The 20,218-nt window shown below is 75.3% G+C and carries 15 protein-coding genes and 1 pseudogene; 4 read left to right on the forward strand and 12 right to left on the reverse strand.

The window, feature by feature from the left end:
- Positions 1-227: 227 nt before the first annotated feature.
- The 12 genes and pseudogenes from moeZ to AC3CHW_RS10495 all read right to left on the reverse strand — a co-directional run bounded on the left by moeZ (position 228) and on the right by AC3CHW_RS10495 (position 17,879).
- The gene (gene moeZ, locus AC3CHW_RS10440) at positions 228-1,406 is read right to left on the reverse strand and encodes an adenylyltransferase/sulfurtransferase MoeZ (RefSeq protein WP_176163952.1); all 1,179 of its coding nucleotides are present in this window, start codon (positions 1,404-1,406) and stop codon (positions 228-230) included.
- A 61-nt stretch (positions 1,407-1,467) separates the two neighbouring features.
- On the reverse strand, positions 1,468-2,217 hold the full coding sequence (locus AC3CHW_RS10445; protein ID WP_398609308.1) for a spherulation-specific family 4 protein: 750 nt from the start codon (positions 2,215-2,217) through the stop codon (positions 1,468-1,470).
- A complete protein-coding gene (locus AC3CHW_RS10450) occupies positions 2,205-3,269 on the reverse strand; it encodes an SDR family oxidoreductase (protein WP_187062923.1) in 1,065 nt (354 codons plus the stop codon). Before AC3CHW_RS10450 ends, AC3CHW_RS10445 begins: the two co-directional genes overlap by 13 nt.
- Positions 3,270-4,993: 1,724 nt before the next feature.
- Positions 4,994-5,284: pseudogene (locus tag AC3CHW_RS10455) on the reverse strand (hypothetical protein); the annotation flags it as partial.
- A gap of 449 nt (positions 5,285-5,733) precedes the next feature.
- A complete protein-coding gene (locus tag AC3CHW_RS10460) occupies positions 5,734-8,469 on the reverse strand; it encodes a DUF3492 domain-containing protein (RefSeq protein WP_488470255.1) in 2,736 nt (911 codons plus the stop codon).
- Between the two features lie 152 nt (positions 8,470-8,621).
- Entirely contained in the window at positions 8,622-10,637 is a 2,016-nt protein-coding gene (locus AC3CHW_RS10465) for a dipeptide ABC transporter ATP-binding protein (RefSeq protein ID WP_488470256.1), read from the reverse strand.
- Positions 10,634-11,623 carry an ABC transporter permease gene (locus AC3CHW_RS10470; protein WP_398609312.1) on the reverse strand — a complete coding sequence of 330 codons (990 nt, stop codon included), beginning with the start codon at positions 11,621-11,623 and terminating at the stop codon, positions 10,634-10,636. The genes AC3CHW_RS10465 and AC3CHW_RS10470 overlap by 4 nt, the downstream gene beginning before the upstream one ends.
- Entirely contained in the window at positions 11,620-12,732 is a 1,113-nt protein-coding gene (locus tag AC3CHW_RS10475; RefSeq protein ID WP_488470257.1) for an ABC transporter permease, read from the reverse strand. Before AC3CHW_RS10475 ends, AC3CHW_RS10470 begins: the two co-directional genes overlap by 4 nt.
- Before the next feature lie 58 nt (positions 12,733-12,790).
- A complete protein-coding gene (locus tag AC3CHW_RS10480) occupies positions 12,791-14,512 on the reverse strand; it encodes an ABC transporter substrate-binding protein (RefSeq protein WP_398609314.1) in 1,722 nt (573 codons plus the stop codon).
- 173 nt (positions 14,513-14,685) lie between these two features.
- Positions 14,686-14,805 (reverse strand): Ms4533A family Cys-rich leader peptide, encoded by a 120-nt coding sequence (locus AC3CHW_RS10485; RefSeq protein WP_372454648.1) that lies wholly within the window; start codon positions 14,803-14,805, stop codon positions 14,686-14,688.
- A 379-nt stretch (positions 14,806-15,184) separates the two neighbouring features.
- Entirely contained in the window at positions 15,185-16,816 is a 1,632-nt protein-coding gene (locus AC3CHW_RS10490) for a DUF3152 domain-containing protein (protein ID WP_488470258.1), read from the reverse strand.
- Positions 16,809-17,879: an alpha/beta fold hydrolase gene (locus AC3CHW_RS10495; protein WP_488470259.1), complete on the reverse strand. Its 1,071-nt coding sequence runs from the start codon at positions 17,877-17,879 to the stop codon at positions 16,809-16,811. Before AC3CHW_RS10495 ends, AC3CHW_RS10490 begins: the two co-directional genes overlap by 8 nt.
- A gap of 305 nt (positions 17,880-18,184) precedes the next feature.
- Between AC3CHW_RS10495 and AC3CHW_RS10500 the strand changes: the two genes are divergently transcribed.
- From AC3CHW_RS10500 to AC3CHW_RS10515, 4 genes are all read left to right on the forward strand, one after another.
- On the forward strand, positions 18,185-18,451 hold the full coding sequence (locus AC3CHW_RS10500) for a hypothetical protein (protein ID WP_187060741.1): 267 nt from the start codon (positions 18,185-18,187) through the stop codon (positions 18,449-18,451).
- A 137-nt stretch (positions 18,452-18,588) separates the two neighbouring features.
- A complete protein-coding gene (locus AC3CHW_RS10505) occupies positions 18,589-19,242 on the forward strand; it encodes a TetR/AcrR family transcriptional regulator (protein WP_176163944.1) in 654 nt (217 codons plus the stop codon).
- A gap of 263 nt (positions 19,243-19,505) precedes the next feature.
- Complete coding sequence (locus AC3CHW_RS10510) at positions 19,506-19,733, forward strand: DUF3107 domain-containing protein (protein ID WP_187060744.1); 228 nt, start codon at positions 19,506-19,508, stop codon at positions 19,731-19,733.
- Between the two features lie 175 nt (positions 19,734-19,908).
- Entirely contained in the window at positions 19,909-20,178 is a 270-nt protein-coding gene (locus AC3CHW_RS10515; protein WP_398609317.1) for a hypothetical protein, read from the forward strand.
- Positions 20,179-20,218: the final 40 nt, after the last annotated feature.

Here is a 20,218-nt window from a genome sequence, read left to right on the forward strand (position 1 = left end):
ATTCATCCAGGGCTTATCTCTTTTCGCATGCGCCGCCTGACACGCGGCGGCGGTGGCGGTACGTGGGCGGCGCGGGCGGCGGCCGGCGCGGGCAACGGGCGGCGCGGCCCGTGGCCGGGCACGCGCGGGGCCGGGGCCACCGCTGACTGACGGTGGACCCGGCCCCTGCGCTCGTGCTCCTGGCCGCGCGGCGCAGCCACCGCGGGTCGCGGGGCGCGCCGTGGCGGTCAGTAGACCGGCTTCTCCGGCTCGATCTGGTGGACCCAGCCGATCACGCCGCCGCCCACGTGCACCGCGTCCGCGAAGCCCGCGGACTTGAGCACGGCGAGCACCTCGGCCGACCGGACGCCCGTCTTGCAGTGCAAGACGATCTTCTTGTCCTGCGGAAGGCCCTGCAGGGCGTCGCCCATCAGGAACTCGTTCTTCGGGATCAGCCGGGCGCCGGGGATGGAGACGATCTCGTACTCGTTCGGCTCGCGGACGTCGATGATCTCGATGCCCTCGCCGTCGTCGATCCACTGCTTGAGCTGCTTGGGCGTGATGGTCGAACCCTGCGCCGCCTCCTGGGCCTCCTCCGAGACCACGCCGCAGAACGCCTCGTAGTCGATCAGCTCGGTGACCGTCGCGTTCGGACCGCAGACCGCGCAGTCGGGGTCCTTGCGGACCTTGACCTGGCGGTAGGTCATCTCCAGGGCGTCGTAGATCATCAGGCGGCCGACCAGCGGCTCACCGATGCCGGCGAGCAGCTTGATGGCCTCGTTGACCTGGATGGAGCCGATCGAGGCGCACAGCACCCCGAGCACGCCGCCCTCGGCGCAGGAGGGCACCATGCCCGGCGGCGGGGGCTCCGGGTACAGGCAGCGGTAGCACGGGCCGTGCTCGCTCCAGAACACGGACGCCTGGCCGTCGAAGCGGTAGATCGAACCCCACACGTACGGCTTGTTCAACAGCACGCACGCGTCGTTGACCAGGTAACGCGTGGCGAAGTTGTCCGTGCCGTCCACGATCAGGTCGTACTGGGAGAAGATCTCCATCACGTTCTCCGCCTCAAGGCGGTCCTCGTGCAGCACGACGTTCACGTACGGGTTGATGCCGAGGACGGTGTCGCGCGCGGACTCCGCCTTGGAGCGGCCGATGTCGGCCTGGCTGTGGATGATCTGGCGCTGCAGGTTCGACTCGTCGACCTCGTCGAACTCCACGATGCCGAGCGTGCCGACGCCGGCAGCCGCCATGTACATCAGGGCGGGCGAGCCGAGGCCGCCCGCGCCCACACAGAGCACCTTGGCGTTCTTCAGTCGCTTCTGCCCGTCCATTCCCACATCGGGAATGATCAGGTGACGCGAGTACCTGCGGACCTCGTCCACGGTGAGCTCGGCAGCCGGCTCGACCAGGGGTGGCAGCGACACGGGGAACTCCGTAGTTGATGGGAGCAGCGTTGTTCTTCTGGTAACACTGCCACGCGCTGTCTCATTCCGTGACACCTGGTCCGATGCGCGAGACGATTTCGTCCCAGTAGCCGGGCAGCGTCTCCCACGCGTCGGCCTGGCCGTGGCCCTGCCGGTCGGTGAAGTAGATCGTGCCCGCTCCCTGCCAGCGCGCGATGCGCAGCGCCTCGTCCAGATGCGTGCGGGGCACGCCGTGCACCAGGTGGCAGAACCGCTCGGGCGGGTAGTCGGCCGTCCACGCGGCGGCCTGCGACCACCGGTAGTCGGCCCACTGCCCGGAGAAGGTCACCAACTGGTCGGCGCTCTCCACGTAGCTCGGATGCGGGTGCGCGCCGTGCGCGAACACCAGGTACGCCGGCGCGCGCAGGGCGCGCAGGGTGGTCGCGATCCGGCGCACCTCGGCGAGGCCCGGCCGCTCGGTGGGACATCGGTCGAGGTAGAAGCCGTCCACCTGGTACCACTCCAGGAAGCGGTGCGCGTCCGAGAGCAGTTCGCCGAACGGGCGGGTGCCGAACCGCACGTCGAGGTGGCCGAGCACCCGGCCGCGCGCCTCGTGCAGCCGGACCGCCGCCGCCAGGCAGTGCGGATCGGGGCGGGCGCCGGGGCCGCGCGCCACGTTGAGCACCGCCCAGTGCAACGGGGTGTAAGGGCGCGCCAGTTCGGCCCACTCGGCCGGCGCCACCAGCGGGTGCGCGCAGCCGGGCACCCCGAAGCCGAGCCGGCCCGCCACCGCACCCGTGCGCCGGGTACCGGTGGAGGTCACATACGGCATGCCGCCTCCATCCAGATGTCGGCCAGGGATTCCTCCAGGCCGATCCGCGTCCGCCAGCCCAGCCGGTCGCGTGCGGTGCGCACGTCCGCCTGCTGCCAACTGCCGCAACCGTCCGGGTACACGTGCCCGACCGGCCCCGTCGGGTGGTCGGGCCCGTGCTCGCCCCGGCCGTGCCCGGGTCCGTGGCCTGACCCGCCCGCCGGGCCGTGCCCGGCGCCGAGCGGCAGCCCGTGTCCGCCGGCGTGCGCCAGGCCGGGGGGCTGGGCGGGGTGCGGCACGGAGCGCAGCGGGTGCGATCCGCCCTCCATGTCGTGCAGCGCGCCACCGAAGCCCGCCACCCGGGCCAGCACGGCGGCGGCGTCCCGCATCCGCACGGCCCGGCCGGTGCCGATGTTCACCACGCCCTGGGCGGCCGACAACGATGCCGCGTGGACGGCCCGCGCCACGTCCCGTACGTCGACGAAATCGCGCTGCGCGCCGAGCCCGGGGAACTTCAGCTCGTTGTCGCCCGCCTGCATCGCGCGCCGCATGGTGTCGGCGAGCCGACCGAGCGGCGAGCCGGGCGGGGTGCCGGGCCCGACCGGCGAGAACACGCGCAGCACGATGGCGTCGAGCCCGGAGCCGAGGACCAGCTCCGTCGCGGCCAGCTTGCTCACCCCGTACGGGCCGCCCGGGCGCGGGATGGCGTCCTCCGCGGTGGACGAGCCGGGCTGCGAGGGCCCGTACTCCGCGGAGCAGCCGAGCTGCACCAGGCGGGCGCCGCAGCCGCTGCGCCGCAGCGACTCGCAGATGGTGGCGACCGCCACCGTGTTGTGCCGGGTCAGCTCCCTGGCTCCGCCACGGGTGGTGCCCGCGCAGTTGATCACCACGCCGGGGTGGACGGCGTCCAGGAACCGGGTCAGCGCCCCGGGGCTGCCGGTGGACAGGTCGAACCGGACGTCGGCGGCGTCGCCCCGGCCGAGCTCGGTGAGCTGCACCGCCGGGTCGGCGAGCAGATGGTCGGCGACGTAGCGCCCGATGTAACCACTGGAGCCGAGCAGAAGAACGCGCATCAGCCACGCCCCCGTTCCGCGGTGCCGCTGACGAGCGGGGCGCCGGCGGCGCGACGGCACTGGTGACGGGCTGCCCCGGCGAGCCGGGCGGCCCCGGGCGTCCCGGCCGCACGGCGGGCGGGGCGGTCGACGGAATGGTTGGTCATCTCGCTTGCTCCTTGTGAGGGTTGCGCCGCCCCGGCCCAGTGGACCGGGAGGTGCGGCGGCAGAGGTCGTGGGTCGTGCGCCGGCTTGCGCGGCGCACGCGGTGCCGGCGGCGGTGCGCCCTACGGGGACACGGCCGGGCCACGGGATCGCCGCGCCCAGCCCTCGCACGGCGCGGGGCTGCCCGCGCCGATCTCCCGTGGCACCGCGCCGCGACGGCGGGTGCCGTCGGTCGCCGTACGCGTGGACGTGGCGTCCCGCACCGGGGTGCGGTGCGCGCCGGTGTCGGGGGCGGCGGGGTGACCGCCCCGGGTGGCCGGACCCGTGTCGTACGCGCGCGGGCGCGCGCCGGCCGGCGGGTGGGCGTCGGTGGCGTGCGCCCAGGGGCGGGCGAGCGCGCCGAGCGCGTAGGCGCCCAGCACCAGCGCGCCGGTGGCGCAGGCGAGCGTGGTCACGGCCGCGGGCCCGCCGACCGCGACCAGGCGCTCGACCAGTCGGGCCAGCCCCGCGCACCGGGGCGCTTCGGCGGCCAGCGCGACGGCCACCGCCGCCGCCTCGATCCCGCAGGCCAGCGCGAGCCCGCGGCGCGCGGCGCGGCGGAACCCGTGCGCGGCCAGCAGGCGCGCGACGAACAGCAGCAGGCCGAGCGCGCCGGTGGCGAGCGCGGCCCCGGGCCCGAAGCCGGGTCGCGGTCCGAACCCGTGCCACGACAGGGCGCACCAGGCGGCGGCGAGCAGCGCGCCGAGCGCGCACCCGAACAGCGCCAGCGCACCCGCGAACGCCCTGCGCGCCTCCGTCGCGAACGCCGCCAACTCCCGGCTCGTCCACAGCGCACGGCGGGCGCGCGCGGCGAACCACCGCGCGCACCAGGCGGCGGGCGGCCACGCGCCGATGAGCGCCGCCACGCCCACCGCGCCGGGCGCGACCCGTCGCCAGCCGTCGGACTCCCGCCACGCGTGGACGTCGGGCCACCCCTGGCGATCGAACCAGCCGTGCGGGTCGGGCCACCCGCCGAGGCCCGGGAGGCTCGGGTACGGCGGCTGCCCGGTGCGCCAGCCGGCACCGAGCGCGCCCGCCAGCGCCTCGGTGAGCAGCCAGTTCCCACCCAGCAGGAAACCGAACAGCCAGCACCACCACACCGGCCCGAGCCCCCACCGCCACGGCAGGCGACGAGACCGGCGCGCGGAGGCCGAAGCCGACTCCCAGCGCGCCGCGCCACGCCCCGGCGCACCGTCGCACGCCGCACCGCCCGCGCGCGGGGTGCTCGCGCGGGAACAGGCGAACGGGGCACCGGCAGGGGGTCGCGCCGGCGAGCCGTACGGCGGGGCTTCGGGTGCGGTGTGCCCGCACGGGGTGTGCTCGAACGGGGCGTACGCGTACGGGGGGTAGGCGTACGCGGGGTACGCGTCGGGTGCGTACGAGTACGGGGCGTACTCATCCGCGTGGGGGGCGGGGTACGGGTACGGGTGCGGGTACGCCGAGGCGACGGGCGGGGTGGCGGGGCCGTACGGGCTGGCGGCGGGTGCGCCGGAGTGGTCGGCCCCGGCGGCCGACCGTGGTGCCGTGTCGTCCGCCAGTGCGCCGGCGCGTGGCGTTCTGGCGTACAACTCCTCGGCCAGCGAGAACACGTCGCGGTGCCGGTAGCGCGCGGCGGAGCGGTCGCCGACCCCGCGCGCCTCGAGCCCCGCGGCGATCTCCCACGGGTCGACGGCCCGCTCGCACAGCTCGCGGTGCTGGTGCAGCAACTGCCGCACCGGATCGACGTACCTCCCGCGCCGCCGCTCCCCCGGCCGCGCCCGCCCGGCACCCGGGCCCGACGAGCCAGCGCCGGCCGACCGCGTGGGGGCGGGTCCCTCGTCGTCCGACGGCAACTCGTCCGACGGCGCTTCGTCTGACGGCGCCTCGATCCACGGCGTCTCGTCGGACGGCGCGCCATCCGACGAGGCGGCCTCCGCACGACCAACGGCCGTGGGGGCAGCCGGAGTCGAGGCAGCCGCCGACGGGGTGGGCGTCATCGAGACGGGCGGGCCATCGTCGGTCGGGTCGGCGGGGTGGGGCCGTGAGCCGAGGGGGGCCGGGTGGCGGGGCGCGGATGCGGACGGTTCCGCATCGGCCGGCCCGCCTCGCCTGCCGGGGGCGCGCGCCACCCGCGTGGTCTCGGCCGTCGCGCGAGGTTCCGTAACGCCGGCCAGCGGGGCGGGACCGGCGCTGTGCGGGGGGCGCGGGTCGCGCTCGGGCGCGGTCGGGGCGGCGGGCGTCGGGCCGGTGGCGGCGCTGGCCGGGGGCGGGGGTGGGGTGTCGGGGGCCCGCTCGGGCGGCGTCATGCCTCGGCCCCCTTTCGCTTTCTCGATCGGCCCCGCGGCGCCTCAGCCACCTCGGTACGGGGCGCGCCCGCGCACGCCGTCAGCGGCGGGGCGGCGTCGGGTCGCCTCGCCCAGCCCGGCGCGGCGCGGCCCGCTGCCTCGCGCGCCGGCGCGCGACCCGCGTGGTCCGGCGCCGTCCAGCGGCCCGGCACGTGTGCCTCCGCTGGGTGGGCGAACGGCAACGGGCCGCCGTCGGCGCTCACTTCCGCGTCGGCGCGGCGCACCGGGGCGTGCGACATCAGCTCCAGGTAGAGGCCGCGGAACGCCGCGGCGTTGTGCTCGGCGTCGAAGAGTTCCAGCGCCCGGGACCGGGCCGCGGCGCCGAGACGCTCCCGGCGCACGCCGTCGCGCAGCAGCGTCAGACACGCCGCCGCCAGCGCGCGCGGGTTGCGCGGCGGCACCAGCAGCCCGGTGTCCCCCACCACCTCGGCCACCGCGCCGACGTCCGTCGACACCGTGGCCCGCCCGCGGAGCATCGCCTCGATCAGCCCGACCGGGTCCCCGTCGGCCAGGCTCGACCGCACGACGACGCTGGCGGCGGCGTACGTCTCCGGCAGGTTCGGCGCGTCCCAGTCGCCCAGCGTCTCGAAGGTGACCGGGCTCCGCCCCGCCGCGTGCGCGTGCGGCGCCTCGTCGGGGAAGAGTTGCGCGGCGAGCGCGGCGAGCTGCGCCCGGTAGGCCGCCGCACCGAGCGGCCCGGCGCCGGTCCGGGGCCCGTGACCGTCGGTCCCGGACCACGGCCCGCGACCGTCAGAGCCGGCCCCGGGAACGCCGGACCACGGCACCACGACGGCGCGCCGGGCGCACCCGCCGGCGCCGTGGCGCGCACCGGCGCGCGCCGCGCGGCGCCAGGCGCGGCGCGACACGCCCTCCCGGCGCTCCCGCACCGCACCGCCGCCGGCCGCCGCCGCACATCCGAGGCCGTTCCGCCCGGCCGTCGCGCAGCCTCCGCCGCGCGCCACCACGGCGGCGCAGCTCACGGGCGCCGCGTCACCCCGCCCCGGCGGGGCCGCCGCGACCACCCCGTACGCCGGCACCCCGTACCCCGGCGATCCGCAGGTCACCGGTCCGCAGGTCACCGGTCCGCACGCCAACCCCTCGTAGCCGAGCGGCCCGTGCGCCGCCGCGTCGCAGGCCGCTCGCCCGTACGCCAGGGCCAGCGGTGCGGCGGCGTCGAGGTGGGCCGTGTCGGGCGGGCAGGTGGCGAGGGCGCCCGGCGCGCCGGGGGCGTACGGTCCGGTGTCCACGATCCGCAGCCGGGCGCCGGGCTCCTCGCGGCGCACCTCGGCGAACGCGTGCAGCAGGCCGATCAGGTCCCGCGTGGGCTCGACGCGGCCGACCCACAGCAGCGTGCGGCCGTCGTCGGCGTCGGCCGCACAGGCGCCGCCCGCGCCGTCGTCGCCCACGGCGGCGAACCGGCGCGCGTCCAGACCCGGGTAGACCGTCCGCACCCGCGCCGGGTCGGCGCCGCAGCGCTCCTGCCAGCGCCGGGTGTGCGCGCCGCCGGCCGTGACGAGGTCGGCCCGCGCGTAGACCTCGGCGGTCAACTGGCGGTGGAAGGAGGCGATCAGGGCGCGCACCGGCGCGGAGTGGGAGGCGTGGCCCGGCGGCGACACCGGGTCGGTCGGGTCGGGGACAAGGGGGGTGAGGTAGTGCTCGCGCAGTCGCGAGCCGTGCTCGGTGACCAACAACGGCGTGCCGAAGAAGCGCTTGGCCAACAGCCCCGGCAGCGCGGCGAGGCCGCCCGACGTGGCGTGGCACAGGTCCACGCCGGCCAGGCCGCGCCCCGACCGCTGGCCCCCGGCCGGGTCGGGGCCGCGCTCGGCCCCGTACCAGTCGAGCGAGAGCGGGCGCAGCGCGCGCTCCAGGTAGCGCAGGACGGTGAGCAGGTCGGCGACGCTCGCGCGGTGCGCGTCGCCCGTGGCGCCCGGCGCGCGACAGGCGGCCTCCAACAGCCGGGCCGCCGCGTCGGAGCGGATCGCCGAGGCCAACCCGCCGCGCTCCCGGGCCAGCTCGGCCAACCCGTAGAGGCCGTCGGCGAAGGTGTGGGAGGGGACGGCGTACCCGCCGGGGCGCTCGGGCGGCGCGTCGGACCCGGTCGGACGTGGGGCGTCGTGCCCCACAGTGGCGAAACGGTCCGCCTGACGCGCGCGGCGCGCCGCCCCCGCACGACCCCGCACCGACCCCGCCGACCCGGCCCGCACGCCCCCGCCCGCGTCGGTCTCCGGATCGGCGCTCGCCCCGGCCTCCGCACCGGGCTGCGTACCCGCCTGCGTACGGGCGCCGCCGCCCGCGCCACGCGTTAAGGCGTCCGCCCCGACGCCCGACGCCCCGCCGCCCGGCATGTCGACGCTCGGCATGTCGACGGCCGGCGATTCGATGGCCGCCGCGCTGATGGCCCGCGCGAGGCGCTCGAAGTGCTGGGCGAACAGCGCGCGCTCCCGGCGTCGGTAGGGGCGCGCGGGGCCCGGCATCGACGCGTACGGAGGCTCGCCCCACAGCGGCGCGGTGCGCACCCGGCGCACCTGGCTCGGCAGCGGCAGCCAGCCGGCGGACTCCTGGCCGGCGCTACGGCTGAGCACGCAGACCTCGAACTCGTGCTGGGCCAGCTCGCGCACGAGCCGGTCACACCACCGCCGTTCCGCACCGTTCGCGTACGGATAACCACCTTCGGTCAGCAGTCCCACGCGCACGTTCGCACCCCGATCTCCCTGGTAGGCAGCCGCCGTGAGGCAGCGGCAGCACGCTATGCGCGGGGCGGGGCGGCGCGACGGACGGTTGTCCGTCGCGCCACCAGAAGGGGTGAACAGCCGTAACTTTTACGGCCTGTCGGCGTTGCGAGGCGCTATACGACGGCCTCCACCCGCTCGCTCGCCACGGCCTCCACCGGCCGCTCGGCCCCTGCCAGCAGGGGCACCGCCGCCAGCAGGGAGCGGGTGTAGGGGTGGTGCGGATCGTCGTACACGGCGTCCGTCTCGCCCTCCTCGACGATCCGGCCACCGCGCATGACGGCGACCCGGTCGCTGACCTGTCGTACGACGGCCAGGTCGTGGGCGATGAAGATCAGCGCGAGGCCCAGCTCGCGCTGCAGGTCGCCGAGCAGCCGCACGATCTGGGCCTGCGTCGTGACGTCGAGCGCGGAGACCGGCTCGTCACAGACGATGAGCCGGGGCTCCGGCGCCAGCGCCCGCGCGATGCCGACCCGTTGCCGCTGGCCGCCGCTGAACTCGTGCGGGTAGCGGTGGTACCAGTCGGGGTCGAGGCCGACCCGTTCCAGCAGCCCGCGCACCCGCGCGACGATCTCCGGCCCGGTCAGCCTCCCCGCGGCGCGCAGCGGGTCGGCGATGGACTCGCCGATGCTGCGGCGCGGGTTCAGGGACGCCACCGGGTCCTGGAAGACCATCTGCAACTCGCTGCGGAACGGCCGCAGTTGGCGCTCGCGCAGCCCGCCGATCTCGCGGCCCCGGTAGCGCAGCGAACCGCCGGACGGCTCCAGGAGGCGGACGATCATCCGGCCCAGGGTCGTCTTGCCGCTGCCGGACTCGCCGACGACGCCCAGCGTCTCGCCGGCGCGCAGCGTCAGCGATACGTCGTCCACCGCTACCGTGCGGGCCCGCCGCTTGCCGAACTCCCGGCGCAGCCCGTCCACCTCCAACAGCAGTTCGGGCTCCGCCGCTCCGCTCGCCTCCCGGTCCGCGGCGGCGGCCGTGGTCGGCGCGGGGCCAGCGAGGACCGTGCCCGCAGTGTCCGACGCCGCGGCCTTCGGCTCGCCAGCGGGGGCGGCCTCGGCGGCGGCTCCGGCGGCGGGCTCGGGCGCCGTCTCGGCGGTGGTCCCCTCCTCGCTCCGGCTCTCCGCCGGCGCGGGAACCAGAGCCGGGGCCCGGTCGCCGCGCGCCTGCTCGACGCGTGGCACCGCCGCCAGCAGGGCGCGGGTGTACGGCTCGCGCGGGGCGCTGAGCACCGCGTGGACCGGGCCGCGCTCGACCGCCCGGCCCGCGCGCATGACCAGCAGGTCGTCCACGCTGGAGGCGGCGACCCCGAGGTCGTGCGTGACCAGGAGCAGGCCCATGCCCGTCTCGGCCCGCAGTTCGGCCAGCAGCGCGAGGATCTGGGCCTGCACGGTGACGTCGAGCGCCGTGGTGGGCTCGTCGGCGATCAGCAGGCGCGGCTCGCACGAGAGCGCCATGGCGATCAGCGCGCGCTGCCGCATGCCGCCGCTGAACTCGTGCGGCCGGGACCGGGAGCGGCGCGCCGCGTCCGGGATGCCGACGCGGTCGAGCACCTCGACGGCGCGGGCGCGTGCCGCGCGCCGGGACGCGCCCCGGTGGTGCACCCGGTACACCTCGGCGATCTGGTCGCCGATCGCCAGGTACGGGTCGAGCGAGGACAGCGGGTCCTGGAAGACCATGGCCGCCACCCCGCCGCGTATCCGGCGCAGCGTGGCGTCGTCGGCCGTGAGCACGTCCCGCCCCGCGACCCGTACGACGCCGCTGACCTGGGCGCCGGTGCCGCGGTGCAGGTCGAGCAGGGCGAACGCCACGGTGCTCTTGCCCGATCCGGACTCCCCGACGATGCCGAGCGCGGCGCCCGGCTCCAGCGTGAAGGACAGCCCGTCCACGGCCCGTACGGGCGCCGTCCCGGCGCCGGGACCGGAGGCCGCGGCGCCGCCGTCCGCCGCCGGGAAGCCGACGCTGAGGTTCTCGACCCGCACCAACGGCTCCGGCGCCGGCGCCTGCTCGGGCCCGGTCGCGGCCTCGGTCGCGTTCTGCCCGGGCCCGGGCCCGGACCCGGGCCCGCGCCCGACCGCGATCGCGTTCCGCTCGGTCGTGACACCGTCCGATTCCCACCGTTGTGCGCTCATGTCAGGGTCACCCTCCGATCGGTTGCCGCATAGAGAAGGTCGGCGACGATGTTGGCGATGACCACGGCCGCGCCGGTGACCAGCACGACGGCGACCACGACCGGCAGGTCGATGGTCCGCACCGAGTGCACCAGCAACTGGCCGAGCCCCGGCAGTCCGAAGAGCGTCTCGGTGAGCATCGCGCTGCCGAACAGCGACCCGAGGTCGAGCGCGGTCAGCGCGATCACCGGTGGCAGCGCCCCGCGCAGGGCGTGCCGCCCCACGATGGCGCGCTCGGAGACCCCGTAGGCGCGGAAGGTGCGGATGTGGTCGTCGGCCAGCGTCTCCAGCAGGGAGCTGCGGGTCAGCCGCGCGTACTTGGCCGACTCGATGAGCGCGAGCGCGGTCCATGGCAGCAGCATGTTCCACGCCCACTGCTCGGGGTTCTCGGTCAGCGGCACGTACGACGGGAAGGGCAGCCAGCGCAGTTGGGCGCAGAAGACCATGAGCAGCAGCAGCCCGATGATGAACACCGGCGTCGCCGTCCCGGCCAGCGTGAACCAGGTCAGCAGCCGCTCGGTGATCCCGCCCCGGCGCAGCGCCGAGAGCAGCCCGGTGCCGACGCCGAGGAGCAGCCACAGCACCATGGCGCCCAGGGCCAGCGACGCGGTGACGGGCAGCCGCTGCGAGATCAGCTCGGTGACCTGCTGGTCGTTCTGGTACGAGAGGCCGAAGCAGGGGGCGTCGCAGTGCAGGACCGCGGTGCCGGTGGAGAAGTCCTGCCCGACGAAGAGGCCCTGGAGGAAGTGCCAGTAGCGCACCGGAAGCGGGTCGTCGAGGCGGAGTTGGTCGCGGACCTGGGCCAGTTGCTCCGGGTTGCAGCGCGGGCCGCAGGCCAGCTTGGCCGGGTCGCCGGGCACGGCGTAGAACATCGCGTACACGACGATCGACAGCACGAACAGCACCAGGACGGCGCCGGCCACCCGGCGCAGCAGATACGGGATCATGCCGGGCCTCCCTTCTGGGTCGTGCTGGCCGCGTCAGGCGTGCCGGCGGCGCCGGCCCCGCTGACCTGGCCGGACCCGCTCGTCCCGTCGGCCTTGTCAGTCTTGCCGGCCTTGTCAGCGTTGTCGGCGTTGTCGGCTTTACGGGTACGCCGCCTGCCGACGCCGAGCCGGGACGCCTCGCGCGGGTCGAGCGCCACCCGCAGGGCGTCGCCGAGCACCGTGAACGCGAGCACGGTGAGGAACAGCAGGCCGGCCGGGAGCAGCACGTAGGCCGGGTCGGCCCGGAACCAGGTCGTCGCCGTCGAGAGCATCTGCCCCCAGGACGGCGTGGGCGGCCGGATGCCGACGCCGAGGAAGGACAGCGCGGCCTCGGCCACGATGTTGCTCGGCAGCAGGATCGCCGAGTAGGTGATGACGGGCGCGGCGAGCGAGGGCAGCAGTTCGCGGCGGGCGACCCGGAAGGGCCCCGAGCCGCCGAGCCGCGCCGCGGCGACGAAGTCGAGCTTCTTGAGCGACAGTGTCTGGGCCCGCACCACGCGGGCCGTGCCGGCCCAGCCGAACAGCGCGATGACCAGGACGAGCAGCAGCGGGCGCGGGAAGTCCGCGGGCACCACGGCCGTCAGCGCGATCACGAACGCCAGCATGGGCAGCGCGATGAACACGTCGCTGACGTGGCTGAGCAGCCCGTCCACGAACCGGCTGCCGAACCCGGCCGCGATGCCGACGATCACACCGATCAGCACCTGGAGCAGGGTGGCGCCGACGGCCACCACGAGCGAGATACGGGCCCCGTGGACGAGGCGGATGAACAGGTCGCGCCCGGTGCCCGGCTCGACGCCGAGCCAGTGTTCGGCGCTGATGCCGCCCCAGGTGCCGGTGGGCACGCCGCCACGGGCCGAGTCCACCAGGTCGTCGTGGTACGTGTTGGGGTCCTGGCCGGTGAGCGCCGACAGCAGCGGCGCGGCCAGGGCGAGCAGGACGAGCAGGGTCAGCCCGGCGCCGGCCACCACGGCGGCCTTGCGCGCCCGCAGCCGCCGCCACACCTGGCGGGCCCCCGAGGCGGGGGCCGGGGCCCCCGCCTGGGTCGTGGCCAACACCTCGCTGGTCACGGGGTCTCCTCGCGGGCCGCGCGGGGCGCGGCCCAGGCGATGGTCGTGCGCACCCGGATCACCGGACCGCGACCTGCGAGACGTCGAGCACGCCGGTCCAGTCGCTGATCACGATGTTCTTGACGTCCTTGCCGTAGAGCCGCTTGTAGACCGGGTGGAACAGCGGCACGGACAGCGCCTGCTCGCCGATCTTCTTGTCCAGCGCGCCCCACCGCTTGGCCGCGGCCTTCAGGTCGGTCAGCTTGTTGATGGCGTCGATCTCGGCGTTGACGGCCTTGTCGTCGAGCTGCGCGTGGTTGTAGTTGGAGCCGTCCCTGACGATCTGGCGGCCGTCGTAGATCGGCGCCAGGAACGGGCCGCCGGCGGGCCAGTCGGCGCCCCAGGCGGAGAGGAAGAAGCCGGGCGCGTCCTTCACGCTCTTGGTCTTCTCGCTGTAGTCGTTGTCCTCCAGGCCCTGGAGCTTGACCGTGATGCCGGCCTTCTTCAGCCCCTCCTGTACGGCGGTGGCCACCTCGGGGCTGGTCGCGAAGTCCTTGACGGTGGAGTGGGTGAGGGTGATCGTCAGCCCGTCCTCGTAACCCGCCTCGGCCAGCAGCTTCCTCGCCTTGGCCGGGTCGCCGGTGGCGCCCGCGGGGAAGTGGTCGTAGGGGGTGTGGCCGAAGAACTCGCGCTCGGGCAGGAAGGTGGTGGCCGGCTCGGCGAGCGAGGAGCCGCCCGCGGCGTTGACCACGCTGGTGCGGTTGATGGCGTGGCTGATGGCCTGTCGCACCTTGGGGTTGTCGAACGGCTTGACCTTCGGGTTGAACGCCAGGTAGTTGGTGTACCCGAAGTGCCCGGTGCCGACCCGGCCCGCCAGTTCCTTGTCGCCGCTGACCTGCGCCAGCTCGGCCGGGCCCAGGTTGGTGTCGGTGGTCACCGCGGCGGCGTCGGCCCCGGAGCCGGTGGACAGCCGCTGGTTGATGACGGCCGAGTCGAGCCCGGCCGTGATCTCCACCCTGTCCGGGTAGGCGTGCCGCTCCGCGTCGGTCTTCTCCGACCAGTGCGGGTTGCGCTCCAGCGTCATCCGCTCGCCGTCGCCGACGTTCTTGACGACCTTGTACGGGCCGGAGGAGATCGGGTGGTTCTCGTACGCGGTGCCCTTGTCCTTGTCCCGCGGCACCGGCGCGAACTGGGTCTGCGTCGCCACGAACGGGAAGTCGCCCTCGGGCTTGCGCAGGTGGAAGACGATGGTCTTCTCGTCGGGCGTCTCGATCGAGTCGAGCCCCTTCTTGTCCTTGTACGGGCCCTGGTAGGTGTCGCCGCCGATCAGCCAGTCGCGCAGGTAGGGCGCGCCGCCGGACAGCTCGGCCGCGAACGAGCGCTCGATGCCGTACTTGATGTCCGCCGTGGTGATCTTGCTGCCGTCCTCGTACGTGAGGTCGTCCTTGAGCGTGTACGTCCACACGGTGGCGTTCTTGCTCGGCCTGCCGGTGTCGGTGGCCAGGTCGGGCACGACCTTGGCGCCGGCCGCGCCGTCCTCGCGGTTGCGGGTGGTCAGGGTGCGGAAGACGAGCCCGGGGATGTTGCCGCCGCCCGAGGTGTAGAGCCGGGCCGGGTCGAAGTCCGACTGCGGCTGGGAGTTGAGGATGGTGAGCGTGCCGCCCTTCCGTGGCGCGTCGCTCCCGCCCCCCGCGCCCTTGCTGTCACTGTCCTCGGGTCCGCAGGCGGCCACGCCGCCGAGCAGAACGACGCTGACGGCCGCCGCGGCCACGCGGCGGGATATGAGGGGCAGTTGACGCATGACGAAGTACGCCTTTCGCAGCAGGAGGCATCCGGTGCGCGGCGGGCGGAGGCAGGCCCGTCAGTCGACGGGCAGGACCGCCACCGGGCGGATGCGGAATGAGGGAGACGGCGGTGAGGCCGTGAGACGCGCGATGCGGTGCGCGGGCGGGGCGGGCCGGTCCTGAGTCCGCGTCAGGCGGAGGTCAGGTGACGCTGGCCCTGGCGACAGTGGATGTCGGCGACGGCGTGTCCGGTCACGCCAATGAGCGCCAGCTCGAAGCTGGCGATCTCGATGGCAGGACGACGCGACATGCGCAGAAGACTGAACGATTTTTCGCCCCCTGGCAAAGATGTCTCATATAAGGAGACGATGAGTATCGCCATACGGGACGCTCACCCGCCCGGCCAACGCCGCCCCACCTCCCGCGCAACGCGACGCGTCGGCGAGCGAAACCCCTGGTGACGGGCGTGGCGGCGGCTTCCCCGACGCCGGGCACGGCCGACGGAGGCCGTTCCGCCGCGCCACGCCGAGCGCTCGCGGCGCGACCCGCCGGCCCGGTTCGGCGGCCGGTTGGCCGGCCCGGTTCGGCGGCCGGAAGCATGATCCGCCGCCTCCCCCGTAGCGCCCCGGGCACGGCGCCTCCGCGACGCCCCGGGCACGGCGCCTCCGCGCGGCGAGCGCCGCGCCCCCCTACCGGCCGCGCTCGTCCTTCGCGCCGTCCGGATACGGCCAGGCGTTCACCCGACAGGTGGCGTCGCCCGTGTGCAGCAGCTTGGTCTGCTGCATCATCACCGGCGCCAGCGCCCCGTCGCTCGGGCAGCCCTCGTGGTCCCGGCCGAGCCGGTGCCCCACCTCGTGGTTGATGAGCATCTGCCGGTAGATCGTCGTCTGGTCGTCGCGGAACGTCTTCGCGCCCTGGGCCCACCGGTAGGCGTTGATCATGATGCGTTCGGTGGCCGCCGAGTCACACGAGACGTTGTCCTGTGTGATGTCCAGGCCGGACTTGGCGCACCAGGTGGCCGTCGTCCCGGGGCTGGCCAGGCTGATCACGAAGCGCGCCGACCCGGAGGAGACCCGCTCGAAGGTGCGCTGACCACCTCGGCCCCAACTGCGCTCGTCGTTCAGCGTCTTGTGTACGGCCTTCGCGAACAGCTCGGCGTCCAGCGGCAGTTCGCCCTCCACGTCCACCCGGTAGCGCACCACCTCACCCCGGCCCGGCGCCTTGTCACGCCCCGGCACGGTGGTGAACTTGCCGGGCCCCTTCAGCTTCGGGTCCAACGGGTACTTGGTCGCCAACTTCTCCTCGTACGAGGGCGGGGGCGGCGGCGGGGCCGGCGTGGGGCGCCCGTCCGAGCGTGACGCCTCGCCGCTCTCGGCGCGCTCCGTGGCGCCGCTGGGCTGGGTCGCGTCGCTGTCCTGCGAGTCGGCGGTCACCTGGCCGGCCACCACCACCGCGAGCACGGTGGTCACCGCCGCGGCGGCGATCCCGGTGAACGTGCGGCCCTTGCCACCGGCCGGCGGCGCGGCGCGCCCGGCCCGTCCACGGCCGGGCCGCCCCGTGTCGTCGCCACGGCCCGCCGAACCGCCGGCGGCCGGCTCCGTACTCGCCTCGTCGTCTCGTGCGCGGGCCGGCGCGCCCGCCTCCTGGCCGTCCCCGGCCGGAGGCACGGCCTGTCTGGCCGAGGGCACGGCCGCGGCCGGACCGCGCCGGCGCCGCGCCGCTCCCGCGTCACCGGCCTCGCCGGCGCCGGGCCCGTCGAACGCCTCCAGGTACTCCCGGCGCGGCCCGGGAATGCCGCCGCGCACCGGCGCGCGCCCCGTGCCCGCCGGGTCGGCGCCGGCCGCCCCGCGACCGGCCGCGCTCCGACCGTCAGCGCCGCGCCCGGCCCGCCGCCGAGCAGAGCCGCCCAGCGCGCCCCAGCCGCCACCGGGCTCGCGCTGCTCGGGATGGCCACCGGGACCACCGCCGACCGGGGCACCCTCGTGCTGCGGGGTGCCGTGCGGCGGGGTGGCGGCCGGCTGGCCCGGGCCCTGCGGGCCAGGAGCGCCGACGCGCGGCACGCCACGGGCCGGGGTGCCGTCGCCGAACGGGGTGCCGTGGGCCGGCGTGCCGTCGACGTACGGGACGCCGTGCGCCGGGGTGTCCGCGGGGGCCGGCGCGCTGCGCGGCGCGCCCTCGCCGGTCGCGGGGGCCACGGCGGCCCGCGGGAACGTCTCTCCGTACCCCCCGGGCGCGGCCGGGCGCGGGCCGGGTTCGCCGGTGCCGCTGCCGCCGGAGCGCCCGTCGCGGGGGCGCGGGCCGCGTGCGCTGTGCCTACCCACGCGCCGCAGCGCCCCTGCTCGCGCCCTGCTCCGCGGCGGGCCCGGTGGGCCGCGCCGGGCGCCGGCCCGGGGCACCCTCGGCTTCGTCAGACTCCACGGGCTCCACCTTTGCGCGCAGTTCGAGGTCGTTCAGCAGTTCACGGAAGGCTCGCGCCACCGTTTCGGGGTACTCCATCATCGCGACGTGCCCCGCGTCGAGGAGGGTCAGCAGCCGGGCGTCCCGGAAGGCGGCCTGCGCGCGCCGGGCCATCCGCAGCGAGATGAGCTGGTCCCGCATGCCGTACACCAGCAGCGTCGGCGCGAGTACCCGCTCCGCCTGCCGCCACAGCGAGTGCTGGCCACCCAGGGTGTACGAGTCGACCACGCCCCGCGCGGAGCGCGCCAGCACGTCCCAGAAGTACGGCAGGGCCAGCCGCCGCTCGAACTCGGCGACGGCGGCGGCCAGGTGTTGCGGGTCCACCCGCGTGGGATCGCCGTAACACAGCGCCAACAGCTCGTGGGTGCGCCGCTCGGCCGTCCAGTCCCTGGTCAGGCGGCGGAAGAGGCGGGTGACGCCCGGCACCGCGAGCAGCGCGGTGGGCAGCGCCGTGCGCTGCGGCGGCACCTCGGGCAGCGCGGGCGAGACGAGGGTGACCGTGCGCACCAGGTCGGGCCGCGCGGCGGCGACCCGGGTGACGACCGCGCCGCCCATCGAGTTGCCGAACAGGTGCACCGGACCGCGCCCGCCCGCCTCGATGAGGCGGACCACGGCCCGGGCGTGGCTCGCCAGCGAGTACGCGCCGTCCTCGGGTGGCGGCGAGAAGCCGAACCCGGGCAGGTCCACGGCCTCGCCGTCCACCAGGTCCGTCAACTGGGCCATCAGCAGCGACCAGTTGTCGGAGGAGCCGCCGAGGCCGTGCACGAACAGGGCCGGCGGCAGGTCCGCGCGGTCGGGCGCCCGGGAGCGCACCGCCAGCGTGTACCCGGCCAGCCGCACCTCGCGCAGCCGCTCTCCGGCACGGGCCGGCTCGCCCGGCACCGACGCGGGCACACTGCACGGCCTTGGCGAGTCGGTGGAAGACATGGAGCAATGTTACGAGACGATCACGTGGCACGTTCGTGTGTTCGCCATCACGGGTACGAACGACCGCGTCATCCGCCATTTCCCTTACTTCCCCTTACTCCGGCCTATCTCCTTCTCCGGCCCCATCCGCCTGACCCGTCCCGCACGCCCCTCCCGTACCGCTCCGCACCCCGTGCGGGCGCCGCGATCCGGGAGCTTCGCCGTGGGAGTGCGCCGGGCCGCGTGCGCGGTCGCGGCGCATAGCGCGCGGCAGCGACCCCTCGTAGGCTCGTATAGAGGGCGCTCGCCCTGGAAAGGGGAGCCATATGCCCATCGAGCCCATTGATCCGACCGATCTGACCGAGCCCATCGATCCCACCGATCCGGAGCACTTTCCCGACGAGGAGCCCACCACGGACACCGACGGCGACCGCAGCGTCGAGGCACCCGAGGCGGACAGCGCGGAGCAGCGCGCCGCCCTCGCACCCGACCGGGACGAGCAGCCCATCGACCTCGACCCGACGACGGCGAACCCCGCCGACGTCGCCGAGCAGCACCGGATCGTGGAGACCGACGAAGAGGACTACCGATGATCCATCCCTTTTGTCGGCTTCCCCCGGTGCCCGGTCCGTGAAATTCTCCGCACGGGCCGCGCGCGCCTCGGTTACCCAAAAGTACGATGGCGGGCGCGGTGAACACCGTGCACGGAACGACCCACCTGGGAGGCGGCGTGACAGCCATCGAGCAGACCGAGGCGCGCCCACGAGGCACGCGCCTGCCGCGCCGAGCCCGACGTCATCAGCTCCTGGGCGCCGCCCAGGAGGTCTTCGTCGCGCAGGGCTACCACGCCGCGGCGATGGACGACATCGCCGAGCGCGCCGGGGTCAGCAAGCCGGTGCTCTACCAGCACTTCCCTGGCAAGCTCGACCTCTACCTGGCCCTGCTGGACCAGCACTGTGAGGCGCTGCTGCAGGCGGTGCGCACCGCGCTGGCCTCGACGACCGACAACAAGCTGCGCGTCACGGCGACGATGGACGCGTACTTCGCCTACGTCGAGGCCGAGGGCGGCGCCTTCCGCCTCGTCTTCGAGTCCGACCTGACCAACGAGCCCGCGGTGCGCGAGCGCGTGGACCGGGTCTCGCTCCAGTGCGCCGAGGCGATCTCCGAGGTGATCGCCGAGGACACCGGGCTGCCGTCCGAGCAGTCCATGCTGCTGGCCGTCGCGCTCGGCGGCGTCTCGCAGGTCGTCGCGCGCTACTGGCTCTCCAGCGAGAGCGACATCCCGCGCGACACCGCGGTGCAGCTCGTGACCTCGCTGGCCTGGCGGGGCATCGCGGGCTTCCCGCTGCACGGCGCGGACGGCCAGGGCCCGGAAGCGGACTAGCCCCACCGTCCCGCGGGCCCGCCGGCCCGGCCGGTGGGCCTGCCTCACCGTCGCGCCAGACGCCCGCCCGGCCCGCCGTCACCGGCGGCCGGGCGGGCGTCGCGCACGCGCCGGGCCGCCCGCGCGCCCGCGCGCGACGGTGATCGTCCACGGACCCCCGGACCCGCCGCGCGTTGCGGCTAATGTGTCCGTACGGCGCGGGAACCGCGCACCTCCCCTGGCCGGTGGCCAGGGGTAACCCGGACCGTCGGAGGGACATGGCCGTGGAGGTCAAGATCGGCGTGCAGCACGCGCCTCGCGAGATCGTCTTGGAGAGCGAGCAGTCTGCCGAGGAGGTGGAGCGCGCCGTTGCGGACGCGCTCGGTGGCAAGGCGCAGTTGCTGAGCCTGGTGGACGAGCACGGCCGCAAGGTCCTGGTTCCGGCCGACCGGCTCGCCTACGTGGAGATCGGTGAGCAGTCGACCCGCAAGGTCGGTTTCAGCGCGCTCTGAGACTCGGGCTCTGCTCTTCCGGCCTTCGGGCCGCGGCAGACGACGGCGGGGTCGGTGGATCAGTCCACCGACCCCGCCGTCGATGTGTCGACAAAGATTGTCGCCGGCGCGCGCAGGGTAGTACGGCTAGGACCGATTTGCGACTGCTCTACGGCACGCGCGGGAGGAAAAGCACATGATCCTGGAAGCGCTCGGTTCGGTACTGATCGGCCTCGCCGTCGCCGTCGCGGCGCTCCGCTGGTTGCCGCGACAACTGCCGGCGACCCCGCTGGTCCTGTCCACCGGTCCCGGCGCCGCGCTGTTCGGCGCCCTGCTCGGACACTCGGTGCTCGGCGACGGTCACCCCACGGCGACCCTGACGACCTCACTGATCATGGCCGTCGCCCTGCTGTCGCTCCTCGTCCGCCGCCCCCGCAGGCGGCTGCACCGCTCCGCGGCGGCCTGAGGAGCCGGCGGCGCCAGAGCCCGACGGGCCAGCCCGCCGC

The sequence above is a fragment of the Streptomyces sp. MGP-BFMKR1 genome, assembly GCF_057766585.1.